The organism is Collinsella sp. HCP3S3_E11 (genome assembly GCF_052067375.1).
Classification (GTDB): domain Bacteria; phylum Actinomycetota; class Coriobacteriia; order Coriobacteriales; family Coriobacteriaceae; genus Collinsella.
In genome coordinates, this window is record NZ_JBQHQI010000009.1 from 51230 (window position 1) to 72788 (window position 21559).

Annotated in this window: 19 protein-coding genes; 3 read left to right on the forward strand and 16 right to left on the reverse strand. The window is 60.6% G+C overall.

Annotated elements, in window-relative coordinates:
* Positions 1–413: 413 nt before the first annotated feature.
* Positions 414–3191, reverse strand: a complete 2778-nt coding sequence (ileS, locus tag ACTM86_RS06520) for an isoleucine--tRNA ligase (RefSeq protein WP_441016351.1) — start codon at positions 3189–3191, stop codon at positions 414–416.
* A gap of 510 nt (positions 3192–3701) precedes the next feature.
* Here ileS and ACTM86_RS06525 point away from each other — a divergent pair.
* Entirely contained in the window at positions 3702–3881 is a 180-nt protein-coding gene (locus ACTM86_RS06525) for a hypothetical protein (RefSeq protein WP_441016318.1), read from the forward strand.
* A gap of 130 nt (positions 3882–4011) precedes the next feature.
* Here ACTM86_RS06525 and ACTM86_RS06530 read toward each other — a convergent pair whose 3' ends face one another.
* On the reverse strand, positions 4012–4464 hold the full coding sequence (locus tag ACTM86_RS06530) for a DUF523 domain-containing protein (RefSeq protein WP_441016321.1): 453 nt from the start codon (positions 4462–4464) through the stop codon (positions 4012–4014).
* A 75-nt stretch (positions 4465–4539) separates the two neighbouring features.
* Entirely contained in the window at positions 4540–6432 is a 1893-nt protein-coding gene (gene ftsH / locus ACTM86_RS06535) for an ATP-dependent zinc metalloprotease FtsH (protein ID WP_195838531.1), read from the reverse strand.
* A gap of 92 nt (positions 6433–6524) precedes the next feature.
* On the opposite strand from ftsH, the gene ACTM86_RS06540 reads away from it, so the two are divergent.
* Positions 6525–7010, forward strand: coding sequence for a cob(I)yrinic acid a,c-diamide adenosyltransferase (locus tag ACTM86_RS06540; RefSeq protein ID WP_154515476.1), 486 nt, complete (start codon positions 6525–6527; stop codon positions 7008–7010).
* Positions 7011–7094: 84 nt separating this feature from the next.
* Here ACTM86_RS06540 and ACTM86_RS06545 read toward each other — a convergent pair whose 3' ends face one another.
* From ACTM86_RS06545 to thyA, 4 genes are all read right to left on the reverse strand, one after another.
* The gene (locus ACTM86_RS06545; RefSeq protein WP_441016324.1) at positions 7095–8444 is read right to left on the reverse strand and encodes an MATE family efflux transporter; all 1350 of its coding nucleotides are present in this window, start codon (positions 8442–8444) and stop codon (positions 7095–7097) included.
* A 125-nt stretch (positions 8445–8569) separates the two neighbouring features.
* Positions 8570–9484 carry a TrmH family RNA methyltransferase gene (locus ACTM86_RS06550; protein WP_427728133.1) on the reverse strand — a complete coding sequence of 305 codons (915 nt, stop codon included), beginning with the start codon at positions 9482–9484 and terminating at the stop codon, positions 8570–8572.
* 109 nt (positions 9485–9593) lie between these two features.
* Positions 9594–10112, reverse strand: coding sequence for a dihydrofolate reductase (locus ACTM86_RS06555; RefSeq protein ID WP_441016327.1), 519 nt, complete (start codon positions 10110–10112; stop codon positions 9594–9596).
* Positions 10113–10121: 9 nt separating this feature from the next.
* On the reverse strand, positions 10122–10970 hold the full coding sequence (gene thyA, locus ACTM86_RS06560; protein ID WP_441016330.1) for a thymidylate synthase: 849 nt from the start codon (positions 10968–10970) through the stop codon (positions 10122–10124).
* Positions 10971–11186: 216 nt separating this feature from the next.
* Between thyA and ACTM86_RS06565 the strand changes: the two genes are divergently transcribed.
* Positions 11187–11951 (forward strand): NifB/NifX family molybdenum-iron cluster-binding protein, encoded by a 765-nt coding sequence (locus tag ACTM86_RS06565; RefSeq protein ID WP_154515461.1) that lies wholly within the window; start codon positions 11187–11189, stop codon positions 11949–11951.
* A 116-nt stretch (positions 11952–12067) separates the two neighbouring features.
* Here ACTM86_RS06565 and ffh read toward each other — a convergent pair whose 3' ends face one another.
* The 9 genes from ffh to ACTM86_RS06610 form a co-directional block, all read right to left on the reverse strand.
* Entirely contained in the window at positions 12068–13561 is a 1494-nt protein-coding gene (gene ffh / locus ACTM86_RS06570; RefSeq protein ID WP_441016333.1) for a signal recognition particle protein, read from the reverse strand.
* Between the two features lie 10 nt (positions 13562–13571).
* On the reverse strand, positions 13572–14489 hold the full coding sequence (gene ftsY, locus ACTM86_RS06575) for a signal recognition particle-docking protein FtsY (protein ID WP_271807278.1): 918 nt from the start codon (positions 14487–14489) through the stop codon (positions 13572–13574).
* Positions 14489–18025, reverse strand: coding sequence for a chromosome segregation protein SMC (gene smc / locus ACTM86_RS06580; protein WP_441016336.1), 3537 nt, complete (start codon positions 18023–18025; stop codon positions 14489–14491). Before smc ends, ftsY begins: the two co-directional genes overlap by 1 nt.
* 10 nt (positions 18026–18035) lie before the next feature.
* The gene (gene rnc / locus ACTM86_RS06585) at positions 18036–18761 is read right to left on the reverse strand and encodes a ribonuclease III (RefSeq protein ID WP_154515455.1); all 726 of its coding nucleotides are present in this window, start codon (positions 18759–18761) and stop codon (positions 18036–18038) included.
* Between the two features lie 3 nt (positions 18762–18764).
* Positions 18765–19007, reverse strand: a complete 243-nt coding sequence (locus ACTM86_RS06590; protein WP_441016339.1) for an acyl carrier protein — start codon at positions 19005–19007, stop codon at positions 18765–18767.
* A 117-nt stretch (positions 19008–19124) separates the two neighbouring features.
* Positions 19125–20141: a phosphate acyltransferase PlsX gene (plsX, locus tag ACTM86_RS06595; protein ID WP_154515449.1), complete on the reverse strand. Its 1017-nt coding sequence runs from the start codon at positions 20139–20141 to the stop codon at positions 19125–19127.
* Between the two features lie 88 nt (positions 20142–20229).
* Positions 20230–20409, reverse strand: coding sequence for a 50S ribosomal protein L32 (rpmF, locus tag ACTM86_RS06600; protein ID WP_022094017.1), 180 nt, complete (start codon positions 20407–20409; stop codon positions 20230–20232).
* Positions 20410–20473: 64 nt separating this feature from the next.
* On the reverse strand, positions 20474–21028 hold the full coding sequence (locus ACTM86_RS06605; protein WP_154515446.1) for a YceD family protein: 555 nt from the start codon (positions 21026–21028) through the stop codon (positions 20474–20476).
* On the reverse strand, positions 21028–21525 hold the full coding sequence (locus ACTM86_RS06610) for an ATPase (protein WP_154515443.1): 498 nt from the start codon (positions 21523–21525) through the stop codon (positions 21028–21030). Before ACTM86_RS06610 ends, ACTM86_RS06605 begins: the two co-directional genes overlap by 1 nt.
* Positions 21526–21559: the final 34 nt, after the last annotated feature.

A 21559-nucleotide genomic window follows, 5' to 3' on the forward strand; every position in this document is an offset into this window, starting at 1 on the left:
AACAATCGAATTCCATTTAACGCAAATAACCATCTTATATTGCCATACGCAGAACGCACGACATATCCACCAATGCGACAAAGGGGCTGTCCCCTTGTCCCTTCACCGGGTAGTCTTTTTGGGACGGGGCTTTTTTAGCTACCCAGTCCAGCGCTTTCGAAGATTAAGTCCTTATTTGAGGTAGGGCAGCTAAAAAAGCCCCGTCCCAAAAAGACTACCCAACGTCTACCTATTGTCCGGAAATAAAAACGTCGCGTATTTGGCAACGACACGAAAACCCGCCAGAGCGAGCAAGGTGCCTTGAAGCAAGGCGGCATAGACCTTCTGGTCATGCCGCCGAAGCTGAAAGGCAGATTGCCGCTCTGGCGGGTTTGCAGCGTCAACCTGTTACGCGGTTTGGTAAAACCGCGTAACTACAAGGCATTCGCGCAGCGCTTGCAGATATGCGCGTGACCGTTGTACTCGCCGACGGTGGTGCGATAGTTCCAGCAACGGTCGCAGCACTCGCCCTCGGCGGCCTCAATAGCGACGGAAAGCTCCTCGCCCTGGGTCAGCTCAACATCGGAGACGATGTAGAACTCGGCCAGATCGACGGCCTTGTCGCCGGTCAGCAGCGCATACATCTCGGCGGGAACGACCGCCTTGACGCGGACCTGCTGGCTCTTGGTGAAGGTACCGGCGGAGCGGGCATCCTCAAGGGCCTTGGTCACAGCGCTACGGAGCTCGAGCGAGGCCTCGAGCACGCCCTCAAACTCATTGGCCTCGTCGACCGTGATGGGCGACTTGTACCAATCGAGCAGCGCGGCGTACTTCTGGTGATCGACGCAGCCGGCGGGCGCATAGGCCATGGCCTCGTCGACCGTGTAGGACAGGATCGGCTGCAGGTCGCGCATGAGCATCGAGAAGAGCTCAGCCAGCACGGTCTGGGCGCTGCGACGCTCGAGCGAGCCGGGCTTGTCGCAGTACAGACGGTCCTTCAGGGCGTCGAGGTACACGTTGGAAAGCTCGGTAACCACAAAGTCGTAGAGCGCACGGTAGGCGCGCGGGAACTCGTAGCTGGCGTAGGCGTCGTCGACCTCGGCCTGGACCTGGGTCAGACGGGCAACCATGAGCTTGTCGAGCGGCAGCAGGTCGGCAAAGGCGACGCCGTCGGTCTCGGGCTCAAACTGACCCTCGAGCTCGGAGAGCAGGAAGCGCAGCGTGTTGCGGAAACGACGGTAGGCATCGGACGTACGAGCAAGGATCTCGTGGTCGATGGAGACGTCGGAGCTGGTATCGACCGAGGCGACCCACAGGCGGATGATATCGGCGCCCATCTCGTCGCAGACCTTGTTGGGGTCGATGACGTTGCCGAGCGACTTGGACATCTTGCGGCCCTGGCCATCGAGCGTGAAGCCCTGCGAGACGACCGCCTTGTACGGAGCGTGGCCGTTGGCACCCACCGAGGTGAGCAACGAGCTCTGGAACCAACCGCGGTGCTGGTCGGAGCCCTCGAGGTACACATCCGCCGGGTACTCAAGCTCGGGGCGATACTCGCAGACGGCCTTCCAGGACACGCCGGAGTCCCACCACACGTCGAGGATGTCCTTATCGGCCTTGAGGTGATGGCCGCCGCACTTGGGGCAGACGCAAGCCTCGCCCAGGTAGCTCTCGGGAGCGTCGGTGAACCAGGCGTCGGAGCCCTTCTCGTGGAAGAGCTTGATGACGGCGTCGAGCGTAGCGTCGTTCATGACCTTCTCGCCGCAGTCGGCGCAGGTGTAGCTGGGGATAGGCACGCCCCAGTTGCGCTGACGGCTGATGCACCAGTCGGGACGCTGCTCGACCATGGCACCGATGCGGTTGGCCGCGTGGGCCGGATACCACTTGACGTTCTCGCGGATCTCTTTTCCAGCCTGCTCGCGCAAACCGGTCTTGTCCATCGAGACAAACCACTGGTCGGTAGCACGGAAGAGCACCGGGTGCTTGCAGCGCCAGCAGTGCGGATAGCTGTGCGTGATCTTCTTCTCGAGGACCAGGGTGCCGCGCTCGCGCAGGAACTCGATGATGTGCGGATTGGCCTCGTCGGTATCCATACCGCTGAAGGGGCCACCGGTACCAAACTCCTCGCCGGTGTAGAACTTACCGTCGTCATCGACCGGCATGCAGATATCGGTGATGCCCTCCTTGAGGCAAGCGAAGTAGTCGTCGACGCCGTGGCCGGGCGAGTTGTGGACGATACCGGTACCGTCATCGACGCCAACGTAATCGGCCAGCAGTGCCACGCCCTCGACACCGTCAAAGATCGGCTGCTTGTAGTGGATGTGGTGGAAGGTCTCAGCGGGAACCACACAGGGCTTACCGTCGACCATGACCGGGGTGTACTCCCAGCCAAACTCCTCACAGCACTTGGGAGCCAGGTCCTCGAGCATAACCTCGGCACGGCCATCGTGCTCAACGGCAACATAGGCGGCGCCGGGCTTAAGGGAAACGGCCTGGTCGGAGGGGATGGTCCACGGCGTGGTCGTCCAGATGATGAAGTCAACCGGGCCGTCGAAGTTCTCGAGACCGGCAGGCTTAGTGGTCATCTCAAAGCGCACGAAGATGGACGGGCTCGTCTCGTCGGAGTACTCGATCTCGGCCTCGGCCAGCGCGGTGTGGCAGTGCTTGCACCAGTGGACGGGCTTATGACCGCGATAGATCATGCCCTTGTCGAACATGGCCTTGAAGACCTCGATGTCGGCGGCGTCATGCTGGTGATAGAGCGTCAGATACGGGTTGTCCCAGTCGCCAAGCACGCCCAGGCGACGGAAGCCGGCCTTCTGCAGCTCGATGTTCTCGACAGCGAACTTATTGCAAAGCTCGCGGATCTTAGCCGTGGAGGTCTGGTTGAACTTCTCGGTGCCGAGCTTCTCCTCGACCTTGTGCTCAATCGGCTGACCGTGGCAGTCCCAACCGGGGACATAGGGAACCTCATAGCCCTGCATCATCCAGTAACGGTTGATCATGTCCTTAGAGATCTTGTTCATGGCGTGGCCGATGTGGATCGGGCCGTTGGCATACGGAGGGCCGTCGTGCAGCACGAACTTCTTGTGACCCTTGTTCTTCTTTAGAACTTGCTCGTAGACCTTGTTGTCCTGCCAGTCCTTGAGTCGCTTGGGCTCGGACTTGGAAAGACCGGCACGCATGGGAAAACCGGTCTTGGGCAGATTCATCGTCTGCTTGTACTCGTTTGCCACGGTACCCCTTTCTTGTCATGGGCGCGCACGCCCTCTGGGCACCAAAAAAGCGCCCGTCCCTGCAAGCTGGGACGAAGCGCCACAAGACAGGCAGTCTGCCCGTAAAAGCTCTTCGCTTAACCACCCAGCTTAGATGCCCTCGCCCGCGTCGCCGCGCGCTCGCATCCGTTACTCGGCTGGCCTGTATCGACGACCATCTCGGCGATATCTACTAAGACGTGCCTGCGCGGCACGTCCGTTGGGACCGCAGCTCCGGGGTGATTTTCATCGGTCGCATGCACGGGTTCTCAGCACTACCCGCTCTCTGTAGCATGCGGACGGCCGATTACTCGTCCCCATCAACGCTTATGCGGAGTATGCTAGCACGTTCCGCGCCGACGAAAAACCCTCAACACTGGTTTTATACGTTCGAAATTTCTCGCGGCTGTGGACCTTCTCTAGGAGCAAAATACCTGAAAGCACTTTATCGAACGAAAGAAGGTTGCCATGCGCACGATCGGAATGAGCGACTATACCGTCGGCGAGGACTGCTTCGACGAGCTGCCCAGCGCGCTGGCCGAATACGGTGCGACCAAGGTCGCAATCATCGGTGGCAAGCGAGCACTGGCTGCAGCACTTCCCGCCATCAAGGCAGCCAACGCCTACGGCCACACCCTCCTCGCTTAACCTACCAAAAAGGGACAGGTTTATTTTGGCAGGTTTTATCTGGGCAAATGCCATTGAACATCTGTTGAAATTGTTTAGCTTGCCAGTAAAGGGGGCGACCATCTACTCGATGGCCGCCCCCTTTCATTTGCTATTCCAACATGCTCGGGTCAAATTCACTTGCGGGAATCACGCGATACCCGTGACGCAGCAGCAGGTCGACGAAGACACCGTTGCCCGCAGTGAGCGTGCCACTAAAGGTACCATCGTAGATGCGACCTGCACCGCACGAGGGACTACGGTCCTGTAAGATGCACGCGGCGATCTCTTCCGGCCCACCCGCCTGCTCGCACATGTCGAGCGCACGCTCAGCACCCAGGCGAAACTCACGATCGACCGAGGCGCCCTCGCAGGTACGGACTTCGCCGTTCACAATCTCGGACGGCTTGCGCGGCGTGGGCAGGCCGCCAAAAACCTCGGGGCACACGAGGAGCACCTCGGTTCCCGTGCGCTCGCAAGCCTCGACCAGCTCGCGATGGTAATTATCGAGCCCGTTATACTTGCAGCTCTCGCCCATCAAGCAGGCACTTACCACGATCTTCATATACAACTCTTCCCAAGCAGAACGCCCCATTTGAGATGGACACTCAAATGGGGCGAAAGCACTGCGCAACTAGTATTACTGCTGCTTTGGCATCAGCGGATTCTCACGCGTGAGGAGATTCATAAACTCCTCGCCCGTGATCGTCTCCTTCTTGTACAGATAACGAGCCAGCTCGTGGAGCTTAAACTTGTTCTCCTTCAAGATCTGCAGGGCGCGGTCGTGCGCATCCTCGATCAGCTTGGCGACAATCGCGTCCACGCGCTCGGCCGTACCGGGGGCGCAGGTGAGCGACGTATCCTGGTTAAGGTACGCGTTCTGCACGGTACCGAGCGCCATCATGCCAAACTCATCGGACATACCAAAGCGCGTCACCATGTTACGGGCGAGCTTGGTGGCCTGCTCGATATCGTTGGCGGCGCCGGTCGTCATCTCGCCAAAGATGAGCTCCTCGGCTGCACGGCCACCGCAATAGACGGCGAGCTTGTCCAGGATCTCCTGGCGCGTGGTCAGGAAGCGCTCATCCTCCTCGACCTGCATGGTGTAGCCCAGAGCACCGCTCGTGCGAGGCACGATGGTGATCTTCGTGACCGGCGCAGAGCCCTTCTGGCGAGCGGCAACGATGGCATGGCCGATCTCGTGATAAGAAACGACCTGCTTCTCGTGGTCGGACAGCACCGTGGACTTGCGCTGCTGACCGGCGATGACGACCTCCACCGACTCCTCAAAATCGTCCTGCGTGGCGCGCTTGCGACCCTCGCGGACGGCTCGCAGGGCGCCCTCGTTGATAATGTTGGCCAGGTCGGCGCCCGAGGCACCGGGCGTGGCGCGGGCAATCGCGGTCAGGTCGATCGGCGGCTGCGTCTTCACGCTCTTGGCGTGCAGCTCAAGAATGTTCTTACGGCCGGTCAGGTCGGGCAGCTCAACGGGGATGCGGCGATCAAAACGACCGGGGCGCAACAGGGCCGGGTCAAGGCTGTCGGGACGGTTGGTTGCAGCGAGGACGACGATACCCTTGTGGTTATCGAAGCCGTCCATCTCGGTCAGCAGCTGGTTGAGCGTCTGCTCGCGCTCGTCGTTGCCACTGAAGCCGCCGCCGTCGCGCTTCTTGCCGATGGTATCGATCTCATCGATAAAGACGATGCACGGGGCCTTTTCCTTGGCCTGCTTAAACAGATCGCGAACCTTGGCGGCGCCGCGGCCGACGAACATCTCAACAAACTCAGAGCCCGAAATACTAAAGAACGGCACACCAGCCTCGCCGGCCACAGCCTTGGCAAGCAGGGTTTTACCGGTACCCGGAGGGCCGACAAGGAGGGCACCGCGCGGCAGCTTGGCGCCAATCTCCTCGTAGCGCTGCGGCTTCTCCAGAAAGTCGACGACCTCCTTGAGGGACTCCTTGGCCTCTTCCTGGCCAGCGACATCCTTAAAGGTCACTCCCACATCCTTGGAGGCAATCACGCGCGCGCCGGACTTGCCCAGTCCACCGCCGCCAAAACCGCCGCCGCCAAAGTTCATCGACGGGCCGTCATCACCCATGGCCTTCTTCATGCGGCGGTTGAGCCACCAGCCGATCAGGAAGAAAATCGCCATGGGAAGAATGAGGGTGAGCAGGTAGTAAGTCATCAGACCCGAGTTCTTATCGGGAACGACCGACTCAAGCGAGGCGCCAGATTCAAGCACGCGATCGGTAAAGCCCGCATCATTCGGCACACCGGTCGTCTTGTAGGCGATGTTCTCGTCCTCACCCTTCTTAGTGTAATAAATCGAGTAATCGTCCGTGTTGTACTCGACCTTATCGACGCTCTTCTTGTCGAGCGCTTTGACAAACGTCGAGTAATCGGTCTTCGTAATCTGCTGCGTGTGACCGATGTTGGGGAACAGAACGGTCGAGAGCACGAGGTAGACGACGAAGGCGATGAGCACGTAGAGGATCATATTCCGTCTACGTTTGTTGTCATCCATCTCCATCTGCTTGAACTCCATCTACTGGGGTTGATAATGCTAACTAGAATACCCAACCCGGCCGGCGATAAACCGACACCGGGCACGAAAGGACAGAGATGGCATCACTGGAAGTCGGCAAGGTTCAAATCTATACGGGCGACGGCAAGGGCAAGACGACGGCTGCGCTGGGGCTCGCGCTGCGCGCCACGGGCTATGGACTTAACGTGCTCATGCTTCAGTTTGCCAAGAAGCTGCACTGCGCCGAACATGACGCAGCTCCTCGATTGGGGCTTTGCATCGTACAAGCCGACCGCGACACGCCCGAAGCCTGTGCCGCACAGATCATGGAGCTGGCGCGCGAGCAGATTAGCCAAGTCGACGTGCTGATCTTGGATGAGCTGGGAGAAGCCATGCGACGGGGCTTTGTGACGCGTGAAGATGTCGAAGCGTTGATCGCGATGAAACCAACCACCACGGAGCTCGTGCTCACTGGCCGCGGCTTGCTGCCCCTCGCCGACCTTGCCGACCTCGTAACCGAAATGCGCCCCGTCAAACACTACTTCGACGAAGGCCTCCTAGCCCGTCAAGGCATCGAATACTAATTGATCCAAAGGGGACGGAGGAAAACGAACCATCGACATCACCACGGAGAGCAATGATCCGTTTTCTCTGTCTCATACGGATCATTAGGCAGTAGCGCGGCCTAGCCAGTTGCCGCTGTGGTGGTAGATGGTGAACATCGCGGCCGTGATGAGCCAGGTTACGGGGTAAACCAGCAGCAGGAGCTCAAGCGACGGATCGAAAGGCATGATCGCAAACACCCAGATCACCCTGAGCACGACGGTGCCGAAAATCGTGAGAATCATGGGCTGCAAGCTCACGCCGGCACCGCGAATGGAGCCCGACGCGTTTTCGATAATCGAGAAAATCGCATAGAACGGCGCAATAAAATGGATGATGGTCGTGGTGTAGGCCGAAATCGAAGCATCGTCGACAAACAGACGCGACAGAGGACCCGAGAACACCAGCAGCACGGCAGACAGGCCACCAATGAGCATAAACGACAGCACGAGCGACGTATGGTAGCCCTTGCGCATGCGCTCGTAGTTGCGCGCGCCAAAGTTCTGTGCCGAGAACGTGGTGATCGACACGCCAAGCGCCTCGGTAACCATCCAGACAATGCCATCTAAGCGGCCCGAAAGACCCCAAGCCGTGGTGACATCGGCACCAAACGAGTTGACCGACACCTGAATCAAGACGTTGGAAATCGAATACGCAGCAGACTGAAAGCCAAGCGGCAGACCACACGAGATCATGCTCTTGCAAATACCAGGATCAATGCCGAGTTTGGAGAGTGAAAGCCGCCACGCACCCGGTGCGTGCATCATGCGAATCACGATCATCGTGGCGTTGGAGCAAATGGTCAGCGCCACCGCGATGCCGCAGCCCAGAGCCTCCATATGCAGCACGGCAACGAAGATGACATCCAGCACCACATTAACGAGGCAGCCGGAAGCGATGATCACGGCAGGTCCACGCGTGTCGCCCACGGCGCGCAGCAGTGCCGTTCCCATATTGAGCAGCAGCGCCGCAACCATGGCGGCAAAATAGCAACGAGCATAGGCCACACCCTCGGCCAATAGTTCATGCGGCGTATTCATAAGCACCAGCATGGGCTCAACGAACACTATGCCCAGAATCGAGACGACGATACCGCCCACCAGAGCGAGCGTCATGGCCGTATGGACCGAACGACTCAGTCGCTCATCATCGTGCTGGCCAAAATACTGACCTGTAATAACAGCACAGCCGGCGCCAACACCGACGCAAAAACCGATGCAGAGCTCCGTGAGCACCATCGTGGCCTGCATGCCGCCCAGCGCGAGCTTGCCGCCAAACTGACCGACGATATAGGTACCGATAAGCGTGTAGGCCTGCTGAAAGAACGAACTAAAAAAGATGGGAACGCACAGCGAAAGCAACTGCTGCCAAATAACACCCTGTGTTACATCGATAGCCGTAGATTTCTTAGCCACACGCCCTCCCCACCAGCGCACGTCAAACAACAAAACGTCAATATAAGACTAAAGCCGACACCAGCTTAGCACCGACCGGCGTCAACCGAAACACTCGGACTCAGAGCCCAGTGCAAAATATCTGCCTAGTGATACAGTCCCGGCTGGTAGTGATACTCGTTGCTCACGTGCGGACACAACTGCCAAAAAGCGACAGCACTCGCCGCGGCCACGTTGAGCGAATCGACCCCGTGCGCCATCGGAATACGCACAGCCCGGTCACAGCCCGCGATGGTCTTGGCGCCCAGGCCGGCGCCCTCGGTGCCCATAAAGATCGCCAACCGGTCAATCTCCCGCAACGCGGGATCGTCCAACGACACCGAATCATCCGTCAATGCCATGGCGGCACACGAAAAGCCGGCATCGTGCAGCGCCGCCAGCCCATCATGCGGCCATACGCGCGCCTCGCTGCCAATGCGCGTCCAGGGCACCTGGAACACCGTGCCCATGCTCACGCGGGCCGAGCGGCGGTACAGCGGGTCACAGCAAGTGGGGCTCACCAAAATGCCATCGACATTCAACGCTGCCGCCGAGCGGAAAATCGCACCCACATTAGTATGGTCGACAATACCCTCGAGCACGCACACGCGCACCGGGCGCTCACCCGCCACCTCGACGACGCCGTCCAAGAACTCATCAACCGGAATCTGACGCGGGCGACGGAACGCCGCGAGCGCACCGCGCGTCACGTTAAAGCCCGTCAACTGCTCCATGAGCTCCATGGAGGCCACGAACACAGGAACCGGACCTGCGCCCTCGCGTACAACCAGACGCTCGAACAGCGGCATCATCTGATCGAGCCAGCGCTCACCCAAAAGAAAGCTCACCGGCTCGTATCCGGCACGTACCGCGCGCTCGATGACCTTGGCGCTCTCGGCGATAAAGATGCCCTTTTGCGGCTCCAGCACGCAGCGCAGCTCGCGCTCCGTCAGTCGCACGTAGGCGTCGAGCCGCTCATCATTAAGGGAATCGATTCGCAGCACCTCAACGGCATCAGTCATAGCAGCCAGCCCGTACCCTTCTTTACAGCACATCTATACCAAACGAGGCGACGCTAAGCGCCGCCCCATGCATTCAATCAACCCGGTGATACCGTTCACGCCAGACGATTTAAGCATCAACACGACGATACGTCACAAACTCATAATCGAGGCCTTCGTCACCCTCGCCCGCGGCAATCGTGGCAACCCCGTCGCGCCGCGCAACTTCCCACGCAGGATCGACATCCAAATTGGGAAAATACGTGTCCACGGCATGGGTGCAATGGTCGTGCGTGACCTCGGCCTCCACGCAGTACGGCAAAAACTGCCGATACACCTCGCCGCCACCGATCACCCAGGCAACGGGCTCATCGGCCACGGCGGCCAAGGCCTCGTCGATACTATGCACCACGTCGACGCCCTCGGGGGCAAAGCCCTCGTCGCGTGTGAGCACAATGTTGCGACGGTTCTTAAGCGGACGCCCGCCGGGAAAACTCAGCAGGGTCTTGCGTCCCATAATGACCGGACAACCCTTGGTGCACGCCACAAAATGGCGCATGTCGGCACGGTTGGACACGACCATGTCACCCTCGCACCCAATGCCCCAATCATCGCACACGGCGACAATGGCAGAAAGCTTACACGTCATGCGCGTCACCTACACCGCAATGGGGATGTTCTTGACCTGCGGGCCGTGCTCATAGCCCTCAACAATCAGATCATCAGTCGTAAACGCGTAGAAATCATGCACATCGGGGTTGAGCGTTACCTTAGGAGCCGCAAACTGCGGACGCTCGATAAGCTCGCGGACGATATCGACATGACGGTCGTAAATATGGGCATCGGCGATCACATGCAGCAACTCGCCAGCGATCATATCGACCGACTGCGCGACCATCATCAGCAAAATGGCGTACTGGCACACATTCCAGTTGTTCGCGGCCAAAATGTCCTGGCTGCGCTGGTTGAGAATCATGTTGAGTGTTGGCTTATCGTCCTGCGGGCGCTGCGTGACGTTATAGGTCACGCTGTAGGCGCACGGATACAGGTGCATCTCGGACAGGTCGCTAAACACGTACGTATTGGTCATGATGCGGCGGCTGTACGGCGTGTGCTTAAGGTCGTACAGCACGCGGTCCATCTGGTCAAAGTCACCCTCGGCATAATGGCTCTTCTGCCCAATCTGGTACCCGTAGGCCTTGCCGATGGAGCCGGTCTCGTCGGCCCACTCATCCCAAATATGGCTGTTGAGGTCATACACGTTATTGGACTTCTTTTGATAGATCCATAGAATCTCGTCCATGGCAGATTTGAGGGCCGTACGACGCAGGGTAAGCGCCGGAAACTCCTCACGCAGGTCGTAGCGTGCCGTAACGCCAAAGTTTTTAATAGTATAGGCAGGGGTGCCGTCCTCCCACACCGGACGAACCTTTTGGCCCTCGGTAGTGGTGCCATGGTCCAGAATATCGCGGCACATGGCTACAAACTGTTGATCAGCTTTGCTCATTGACCCTCCTGTCAGTCGCCTATAAGCGATTTTTATTGTAGCCCAGGCGCGCAGCATCGAATTGCACACTTGGGGCGGCACACGCAATGCACGGCAGTACGGCGCCGCATTCGCAAATGCTGCACCTTTAGCTTTTTTGACATATGCCAAAAATAGCTTGAGCGGCTCCGCATACGCGCTATCCTATTGTTGACATATGTCATATTTGGAGAGTGTATGGCAGGAAGACGCGAAAAATTGCGCCGCGTTGGGATCATTCCCGAATATCGCGGCTTTACCCCTGACGGCCTTGCCAGCGGAGACGCCATCGACATGACGGTCGATGAGCTCGAAGTCCTACGGCTTTGCGACCTGGAAGGCCTCAATCAGGAGGCCGTCGCCCAGCAAATGGGCATCGCCCGTGCCACCGTGGCGGCCATCTGCAGCCGCGCGCATCGCAAGGTGGCAAACGCGCTGGTCAACGGGCGAGCACTTAGTATCGAGGGCGGCAATATCGCATACTCCCCTACACCTACGACGACGGCCATATGGCCAGCAAAGGAGGTCGGCACCATGAGGGTGGCAACGACGTACGACAACGGCAACATCTTTATGCACTTTGGCCGCAGTGAGCAGTTCAAAATCTATGACATCCAGGATGGCAAGGTGCTCAACGAGCAGGTCGTAGGCACCGGCGGCACTGGTCACGGCGCCCTAGCGGGTCTGCTCGCCAACGGTGGCGTCGATACGCTCATCTGCGGCGGTATCGGCGGCGGCGCCATCAACGCGCTCACCCAGGCAGGCATCACGGTCTATGCGGGCGCCCAGGGCAGCTGCGACGCCTGCGTCGAGGCCCTCATTGCCGGCACGCTCGCGCAGACCGGCGAGGCCACCTGCGACTGCCATGGGCACGAGCACGAGCACGCCCACGAGCATGGCGAGTCCTGCGGCTGCCACGGCCACCACGACCATGATGGGCACGAGGGCTGCGGCTGCCACTAGTGGCAAGCACCTCAACGTTAACGCGCTTCCGCGCGTGAGAAAACCTGCGAACGAACGGCGAAGGCCGCCTGGAGTACCATCCAGGCGGCCTTCGCCATACTCGACTCAACCAGTCGTTACTTTTTATTACGCATCTGCGCTTCCATCTGGCGCAGCAGGTCCATATCGGACTTGGGACCACCTGTTCCCATGCCACCCAGGCCACCCAGGCCGCCCATGCCGCCCAGGCCCATGGCATCCAGACCGGGAATATTGGGCATGCGCATCTTTTTGCCTTTTTTACCCTTCTTGCCCTTCTTGCCGCCGGCTTGCGCCTGGTTGGCCATCGAGCGCATGCGGCCCATCATCTTGTTCATCTCGCCCCACTGCTTCATAAGGCTATTGACCTCGGTGGGGGTCACGCCGGCACCCTTGGCGATGCGGGCGCGACGCTGGCCGTTGATGATGGAAGGACGCAGGCGCTCCTCCTTGGTCATCGACATGATGATGGCCTCGTTCTTATCGAAGATGCCCTCATCCAGGTTGCCGCCCATCTGGTTGAGCGCGCGCTGGCCGCCGGGAAGCATGCCCAGAATGCCCTTCATACCGCCCATCTTCTTGACGGCCTTCATCTGGTCGAGCATGTCGTTCATGGTAAAGCCCTCGCGCAGCATGCGCTCGGCAGCCTCGAGCTGCTCGGCATCGGCTGCCTCCTGGGCTTTCTCGATAATGCCGACGACGTCGCCCATGCCCAAGATGCGCTTGGCCATGCGATCGGGATAGAACGGCTCCAGCGAATCGGGCTTCTCGCCCATGCTCACGAACTTGATGGGCTTGCCGGTCACCTGGCGCACCGAAAGCGCGCCGCCGCCACGGGCATCGCCGTCGAGCTTGGAGATAATCACGCCGTCAAAGTCGGTGCGCTCGGCGAAGGTCGAGACAACGTTGACGATATCCTGGCCGGTCATGGCATCGACGACCATCAGCACCTGATCGGGCTTGACGGCCTTCTTGATGTCCACGGCCTCCTGCATCATCTGCTCGTCGATCTGCAGACGACCGGCGGTATCGACGATGACCACATCGCGCAGGTGGTCGACGGCCTCCTGGATGGCGCCCTTGGCAATATCGACCGGGTGCTCGCCGTCACCGCGGAAGACCGGCACGCCGATCTCTCCACCAAGCGTGGCCAGCTGGTCGGCAGCGGCGGGACGGTAGACGTCGCACGCGGCGAGCAGCGGCGAGCGGCCCTGCTTCTTGAGCAGGTATGCCAGCTTTACAGCCGCCGTGGTCTTACCGGAGCCCTGCAGGCCCACGAGCATAATGACGTTGGGAATGCGGTTGCTAAAGACGAGCTTGCTCTCGGTGGAGCCGAGCATCTCGGTGAGCTCGTCGAGCACGATCTTGACGACGTTTTGCGCCGGCGTCAGCGATTCCATGACCTCGGAGGTCATGCAGCGCTCCTTGGTATTGGCGACAAACTCCTTGACGACCTTAAAGTTGACGTCGGCCTCGAGCAGCGCCATGCGAATGTCGCGCATGGCCGAGGTGATATCGGCCTCGGTCAGCTTGCCCTTGCCGCGCAGGCGGTCAAATGTGTCGTTGAGGCGATCGCTCAGAGAATCAAACACTGGTCACTCCTTAGTTGGACTCGCCCACCAGGGCGCGGCAGAAATCTTTGGCATTAAACTCCTGCAGGTCATCGACCTGCTCGCCCACGCCCACGCGCAGAATCGGGAGCTTGAGCTTCTCGGCCACGGCCATGGCGATACCGCCCTTTGCCGTGCCGTCGAGCTTAGTCATGATAATACCGTCCAGACCCAGCGCCTCATTAAACTCGAGTGCCTGGTTCAGGCCGTTTTGGCCCGTCGCGGCATCGATCACGAGGACGACCGAGACGGGCATGGGGCCGGCGGCCATATTGGCGGCGCGCTTACGCGTCACGTTGACCACCTTGGCAAGCTCGCGCATGAGCTCGGGGCTCGTGTGCAGACGACCGGCGGTGTCGATGAGCACCAGGTCGCTGCCGCGCTTATCGGCCTCGTCGAGCACGTCGTAGCAAACGCTTGCCGGGTCTGAGCCGCGGTCGCGCTTTATGACGGGGACGCCGGCGCGCTGGCCCCACACATCGAGCTGTTCGATGGCGGCAGCGCGGAAGGTATCGGCCGAGCCGATCACGACGTTCTTGCCGCGGGCGGCCATGGCGCTCGCGATCTTGCCGACCGTAGTGGTCTTGCCGGCACCGTTGATGCCCACAAACAGCACGCAGCTCGGCGTGTCGGCGAACGGATCGCGCTCGACGGGTACAAAATGCTGCTCGAGCTGCTCGGCCAGGGCCCGACGGAGTTGCGGGGCGGTCTTGAGGTTCTTCTTGGCCGCGGCATCGCGCAGGTCGTCGGAGACCTGGATGGCGACCTCGGCACCCATGTCACCCATGACGAGGGTGTCCTCTAGGTCCTCCCAAAAATCCTCGTCGACCTCGCCGCCAAAGTAAAAGACCTCGTTGAGGGCCTCGCGGCTACGCTCAAGTCCGCGCGAGAGAGCATCGAAGAATCCCATTATGCATTCACGACCTTTCCGGTTTCGCGATCGAGTTTTTGCGAGACGACGCGACTGACGCCGTCAGCTTGCATCGAGACGCCGTAGAGGACGTCAGCGTCCTCCATAGTACGGCGCTGATGCGAGATAACCAAGAGCTGCGTATCGGAACGCAGCACGTCGAGCGCGCCGATGAGCTTGGACAGGTTGGCGTCATCGAGCGCCGCCTCGACCTCGTCCAGCACATAGAACGGCACCGTACGCGTGCGATACACGGCAAAGAGCAGGGCAAGCGCCGTCAGGCTCTTCTCGCCGCCCGACATGAGCATCATCTTGGTGATGCGCTTGCCGCGCGGCTGCGCCACGACCTCGATGCCCGTCTCGGCCGGGTGCTCGGGGTCGGTCATCTCCAGATGTGCCTGGCCACCCGGGAACAGCATGGCGAAGATCTCGCGGAAGTTCGCATCGACCTTCTCGAAGGTCACCAGGAAGGCTTTACGCATCTTGCGGTCGATGGCCACGGTAATCTTGGTGAGCGCCTTGCGCGCGCTCTCCAGATCGGCCAGCTGCTCCTCGATGTAATCGGCGCGGCGCTTGAGCTGCTCGTACTCCTCCATGGCAACCTGGTTCACAGGGCCCAGGTTGTTGATCTGGCGCACGAGCTGGTTGAGCTCGCGCTCGGCGGCGTCGCGGTCGGTGGGAGCAGGAAGCATGAGCGCTTCCTCGAGCACGGTGGTGCCATCGGCGGTAATGGCCTTGATGGCCGCCTCTACCTGCACCTCGAGCTTGCCGCGCGCGACCTTGAACTCGTTTTGTGTCGCCGTGGCGGCATCGACCCGCTCCTTGGCGCGGGAGACCTCGGCCTTGGCATCCTCGATGGTTTTCTTGAGCGAAGCCGAGTCTGCCTCCTCGAGTGAGGCCTGGTCACGCAGGCGCGCGGCCCAATCAGATGCACGCTCCAGCAGGGCCGAATAGCGCTCGTGCATGGGATCGACACGCAGGCGCAGCAGCTCGAGCGAGCGCGAAGCCTGACGTGTTCCGCGGATACGGCGGTCAATGCCCTCCAGGCGATGCTCCAGATCGGGCACGCGGCCCTTCAGCGAACGCAGGCGCTCGCTCGTCTGGGCCAGGCGCACCTTGGCATCGGCGAGCTTACCGGCTGCCTCGGAATCGTCACGGCGCACGCGATCGAGCTCGTCGTTGGCTTCGGCAATCTGGAGACCCAGGTCGCTTGCCTGCGCACGGGCCTCGTCGCGCGAACGGGTGAGCTCGTCAACGCGCGGGCGCGCGGCGTTCACGGCCTCGGCCGCCTGCTCGCGGCGCCTGGAGATGCGCGCACGCTCGACCTCGGCGTTGTTGGCGCTTTGCTCCAGGCGGCCAATCTCGGAGAGCAGCGAGCGGCGCTCGCCCTCAAGACGGGCGATCTCGCCGGCGGCATCACCCTCGGCGGCACGCGCCTCCTCGACGGCCGCATTGGCCTCGATAACCTGGTTCGACACATGCTCAAAAACGGCAGCCAAATCGGGCTCCAGGCCTTCGAGCTCGCGAATGCGGCGCTTCCGCTCCAGGGCACCCGAGGCCTCGCCGGCATCGAGCCCCACGCGCACCAGGCCACCAAAGCTCACGCGAGCGCCATCGGGCGTCACATAGGTCACACCGTCAACGACTGGCGCCGCCAGCGCACAAGCCAAGTCATCGACCACGTAATAGCCGCCGAGCAGTGCCTCGACAATCGGGCCATAACCGGCACGCACGGACAGGCGATCCACCAGACGCGAACCGGCAGCGCCCTCGGCAGCAGCAGAGCCGCTCACACCACGCGCCACCAGCAGTGCCTCGCCCGAGGCCTTCTTTTGGTCCAAAGCCGCACGACCGGCACGCTCAAGCGTGGCGGCGTCATCAAACAACAGGGCATCGATATCGCCGGCAAGCAGCTGCTCAACCAGGCCCTCAAGCTCACGCGGCGCCTCGAGCACGTCGCCCAGACGGCCCGTTACGTCATCGCCCAATGCCCCTACCAGACGGCTCACCAACGGCGAGCTATCGGCCATACGGGCATCGAGCTTCTTTTGGCTCGCAAGCTCAGAGCGCACCTCGGACAACTTGTTGCGCGACTCGCTCTCACGGGCGCGCAAGTCCTTCAACGCCGCACGGGCGACCTCGGTGGCCTGGCGAGCATCGGCCTGGGCTTGGCGAGCCTGATCGAGCGCGCCGTCGAGCTCCTCGGCACGGTCGCGACGGCTCTCGAGCGAGGCCGTGACCTCCTCGAGCTGCTCGTCAATCTGCTCCAGGCGCGAGGCATACATGTTGTCCTCGACCTCGGCATTGCTCAGCGAGTCTTTCACCTTGGCAAGCTCGAGCGCAGCCTTGTCGGCCACGCGCTGCACATCGCGTTGCTCGCGCGTAAGCTGCGAAATCTGATTGTCGAGCGCAACACGGCGCTCGTGGAGCTCGGCGGCGGCAGGGCCGGCGGCGTCAACGTCGTCCTGGGCCTGCATGTGCGCACCGGTCACTTCCTCAAGCTGGGCACGTGCATCCTCGAGCTCCTCGACCACGCGACGACGCTGATGCTCGGAGCTCGAAATCTGGCCGCGCATATCGGACAGGCGCGACACCATATTGTGTCCCTTTTCCTCGAGCAGGCGCATATCGGAGTTAATACGGCCGACCACATCTTGCATATGACGGCGCTGTTCGCCCAAGTCGCCCACAAACAGGCCCTTTTCCTCGAGCATCACCTGGAGCTTCTCGAGCTCGCGCTCCTTTTCGCCCAAGCGGTACTGCGCAAGCTCCAGCTCGGCGGCACCCTCTTTGGAACGGCTCTCCAGATCGTTCCACTGCGACTGCAGCGAACGAAGCTCGTCAACGGCCAGCATCTGCGTAAGCTCGTTCGCGCGCGAGGACAGCTCTTTGTACTTGCGCGCGCGATCGACCTGACGCTCCAACGGTCGCAGCTGACGGGCGATCTCCTTATTGATGTCGCGGGCACGAGTAAGGTGCTCGTCCATCGACTTAATCTTTTTGAGCGCACGCTCTTTGCGGCGCTTGTGCTTGGAAATGCCGGCAGCCTCCTCGATAAGGGCGCGGCGCTCCTCGGGACGGCTCTGCAAAATGGCATCGAGCTTGCCCTGGCTGATAATGGAATGCGTATCCTTACCCAAGCCCGAATCGTGCAAAATGTCCTGGATATCCATCAGGCGGCACGGACTCGAATTGATGAGGTATTCGCTCTCGCCCGAACGATACATGCGGCGGGTGATGGCAACCTCATCAAAGTCGACAGGCAGCACATGGTCCGAGTTATCGAGCACCAGCGTGACCTCGGCAACGCCCACCGGCTTGCGCGCCGACGAGCCCGAGAAGATGACGTCCTCCATGGCCTGGCCGCGCAGTTGCTTGGCGCTCTGCTCACCCAGTACCCACAGAATCGAATCGGAGATATTCGATTTTCCCGAGCCGTTAGGACCGACGATGACGGTCAGGCCCGGCTCAAACGTCATATGGGCGCGGTCGGCAAACGACTTGAACCCTTTGAGCGTAAGGGACTTGAGATACACGGTTCCTCGCTTAAACGGGCTTCTTGTTGAGAATCACACCGTTGGTGGTGTAACCCATGCGGTCGAGCGCCTCGAGTGCAGCGGCTCCCTCGGCCTCTTTCTTAGAGGCGCCGGTGCCGCGGCCCTGACGGATACCGTCGACAAGCACCACGGCGGTAAAGGTGGGCGCATGTGCCGGGCCCTCGGAGCCTACCAGCTTGTATGCCGGGGGCTCGTGACCGTCTGCCTGCACGCACTCCTGCAAGAACGACTTGGGGTTCGCGGGGTGCTCGGCACGCTCGGAGGCCAAATGGGGCTTAAGCGTGCGATGGATGAACTCCGCCGCCGCATCCCAACCGGCATCGAGGTACAACGCACCCACGAGCGACTCATAGACGTTCTCGAGCGCCGAGTTAAGGCCGCGCGCGCCGGTACCGGTCTCGGAGGCGCCAAAGATGATGATGTCGTCGATGCCCAGCTCGTGCGAAACCTCGGACAGCGTGGCACCCGAAACAAGCGATACCTTCAGACGCGTGAGCTTGCCTTCATCGAACTCGGGATAAGACTCAAAGAGCGAACGGGCAACCACGGCGCCCAGAATGGAGTCACCCAAAAACTCAAGCCGCTCATAGCTGGCAGAGACCGGCTGCCCCTCTACTGCCGAGGGGTGGGTGAGCGCCGCGCGTAGCAGCACCTTGTTATTAAACTCATGGCCCAGGATTTCCTGAGCGCGCGTGAGTCGTTGAGATAAAGCCAAGACCTAGGCCTCCCTGGCGTTTTGGATAGCGTCGACAGCGTCGGCAACGGAGGTGAGCGACAACAGGGTCTCGTCATCGATCTCGAGGTCAAACTCGTCCTCGATGGCCGTCACCAGCTGCAGGCGCTCGAGCGAATTGGCATCGAGGTCGTCAAAAGTCGTCTCATCACTGATCTCGGCAACGTCGACGCCCAGCACGTCGGCAGCGATCTCGGCGATCTTGTCAAAGATTTCGGAGCGATCCATAGCGCATCCTCTCATAAGTCGTGGAATACAATGTGTCGCGCGGGCGGAAGCCGCATTGCAGCACGGCTCCGATTCTACCCCACGATGCATAGCTTGAGCCACGTAACGGAGCTCTTGCTAAACGATACCTTCCATGGAATTGGCAATGCTTTCGATAAGCCCGGCTCGAACGGCCTGAGCCGCGGCGAGCGTACCGTTTTTAACGGCTTCGGCCGACGTGGCGCCATGGCCAATCAAAACGACGCCGCGAAGGCCCAGCAGGATCGCGCCGCCCTTGGCATCGCCCGAGAGCTTGGCTTTCATCTGGCGCATCTGCTTTTTGATGAGCAGCGCGGCGATCTTGGTACCGAGCGAAGACATAAAGGCGCCCTTGAGCTCTTGCAGCAAAAACTTGGCAGCGCCCTCGGTTGCCTTGAGCGCAATATTGCCCGACATGCCGTCGGCGACCACAACGTCAAAATTGCCCGACGTAAGATCGGTGCCCTCGCAGTTGCCCACAAAACCGGGAACCGCGGCTTTCATAGCCGGGAAGCACGCCTTGGTAAAGTTAGAACCCTTCTCGTCCTCGGTGCCGTTGCCAAGCAGGCCCACACGCGGGTGTTCGATGCCCAGGACCACGCGGGCATAGGCTGCACCCATCTGGGCAAAGCGAACCATGTCGTCGACCTCGACATCGGGGTTGGCCCCCATGTCACACAGCACCGTAAGGCCACCGGCGCGGTTGGGCAGCGCATTGGTGAGGCATGGGCGCACCGGCTGCTTCTTACCCTCTACCAAATATCTAAACGGCGTCACGTAGGCGGTGGCGGCAGCCGTCATGGCGCCGGTCGACCCCGCGGAGAAAAACGCGTCCGCGTTGCCCTTCTTAATAGCACGGCAGGCAAGCACGATCGAAGACTTACGCTTGGTCATCACGGCGCGGATGGGATCGTCGTCCATGGCGATGACATCGGGGGCCTCCAGAGCCTCCACGCGCGCGTGCGCCGCGGCAAAGGGGTTGACGATATCGGCGGGGCCAACAGCAATGACCTCGATATCGGGATCGGCGGCAAGTGCGGCCTCAATACCGTCGAGGACAACTTGGGGCTTCTCGTCTCCGCCCACAACGTCTACACAAACGCGAACGTTACTCATTTCAAGTGCTCCTTATACAAAAATGGCCGACTCATTGAGCCGGCCATTGTGGTTCCAGTTGGAACGGCATCGTATCCAGAGTATACAGTTACTCGGTAACGATAACCTCGCGGTCCTTGTAGAAACCGCAGCTGGGGCACACGTGATGCGGGAGCTTGACAGCGCCGCAACGGGGGCACGTGGACTGAGCCGCAGCCGAGATCTTCATGTTGGCGGAACGACGGGTATGGGTACGGATACGACCCTGCTTTTGTTTAGGTACGGGCATAGTGACCTTCCTTATGAACTATCCAGTGTGGCGATTACGCGCAAGTAGCGATACTACCACATTTTTACTCATCAAGATTGAGATTCTTCAATGCTGCAAATGGATTTTCCGTGGCAGCGGCCCATTCGGCCTCGGCCTGGGCGGCGCAATCGCATTGCTCGACGTTGAGATTGATGCCGCAGGTGGGGCACAGGCCGCGGCAATCGGGCTTGCAGAGCACCACAAACGGCGTGTCCATGACAACGGCGTCGTTAATGGGCTCCCCCAGATCGACAATGCGGTCCTCGCCCAAAAGCTCGTAACCGTCCTCGTAGGCCTCGGGATCCTCGGGCTCCTCAAAGAGGTAGAACTCCTCGATCTCGCCGGCGATATCAAACGAGGCGAGCTCAAGGCAGCGATCGCATTCGCCGGTGGCGTGCGCTCGAACCATGCCGGAGAGCAGAACACCGGTGCCCGCATTGGTAAAAACCACGTCGTAAGCAATGCCGTCCTGCAGCTGGTACTCCTTCTCGCCCACCGTGTAGGTGGCGACATCGACCTTGCCGGTCAGCGGATACGAGTCTCCGGGAAACTCGAGCTGCTCGGAAAGATCGACGGTAACGCTCGGGAACTCAGCCATTACCACTGACCGTTCTGCTGGGCGGCACCCTCGTTGAGCTGCTGACGGCAACGGGTAACAGTGCCGGTCAGGCTCTTGAGGTTCTCCTCGAGGTGCGTAAAGACCTGCTCGGCATAATCCTCGGCCGCATAGCGCGTCTCGCGCTCGTACTGCTGGGCACGATCACGGATATCGTCGGCCTGCTGCTGCGCCAAGCGGACGATCTCCTGCTCACCGGCAATGGTGAGTGCCTGCTGCTGAGCATCGGCAATGATGGAATCGGCCTGAGCGGCGGCGGAAGCCATAAGCTCGTCGCGCTCCTTGAGGATGCGACGGGACTTCTGCCACTCCTCGGGATAGCTCATACGGATCTCGTCAAGGATGTTAAAGAAGACGTCGGCATCGATAACCTTCATCTGGGCATTCTTGCCGAACGGCGTCTTAGCCTCTTCGATGAGCCCCTCGAGCTCCTCGACAAGGCTCACGATCCTGTCGCCAGGAAAATTCTCGCCCGGCATCCGGTCTCCTTTCATAGGTAACATGTCATCGTGT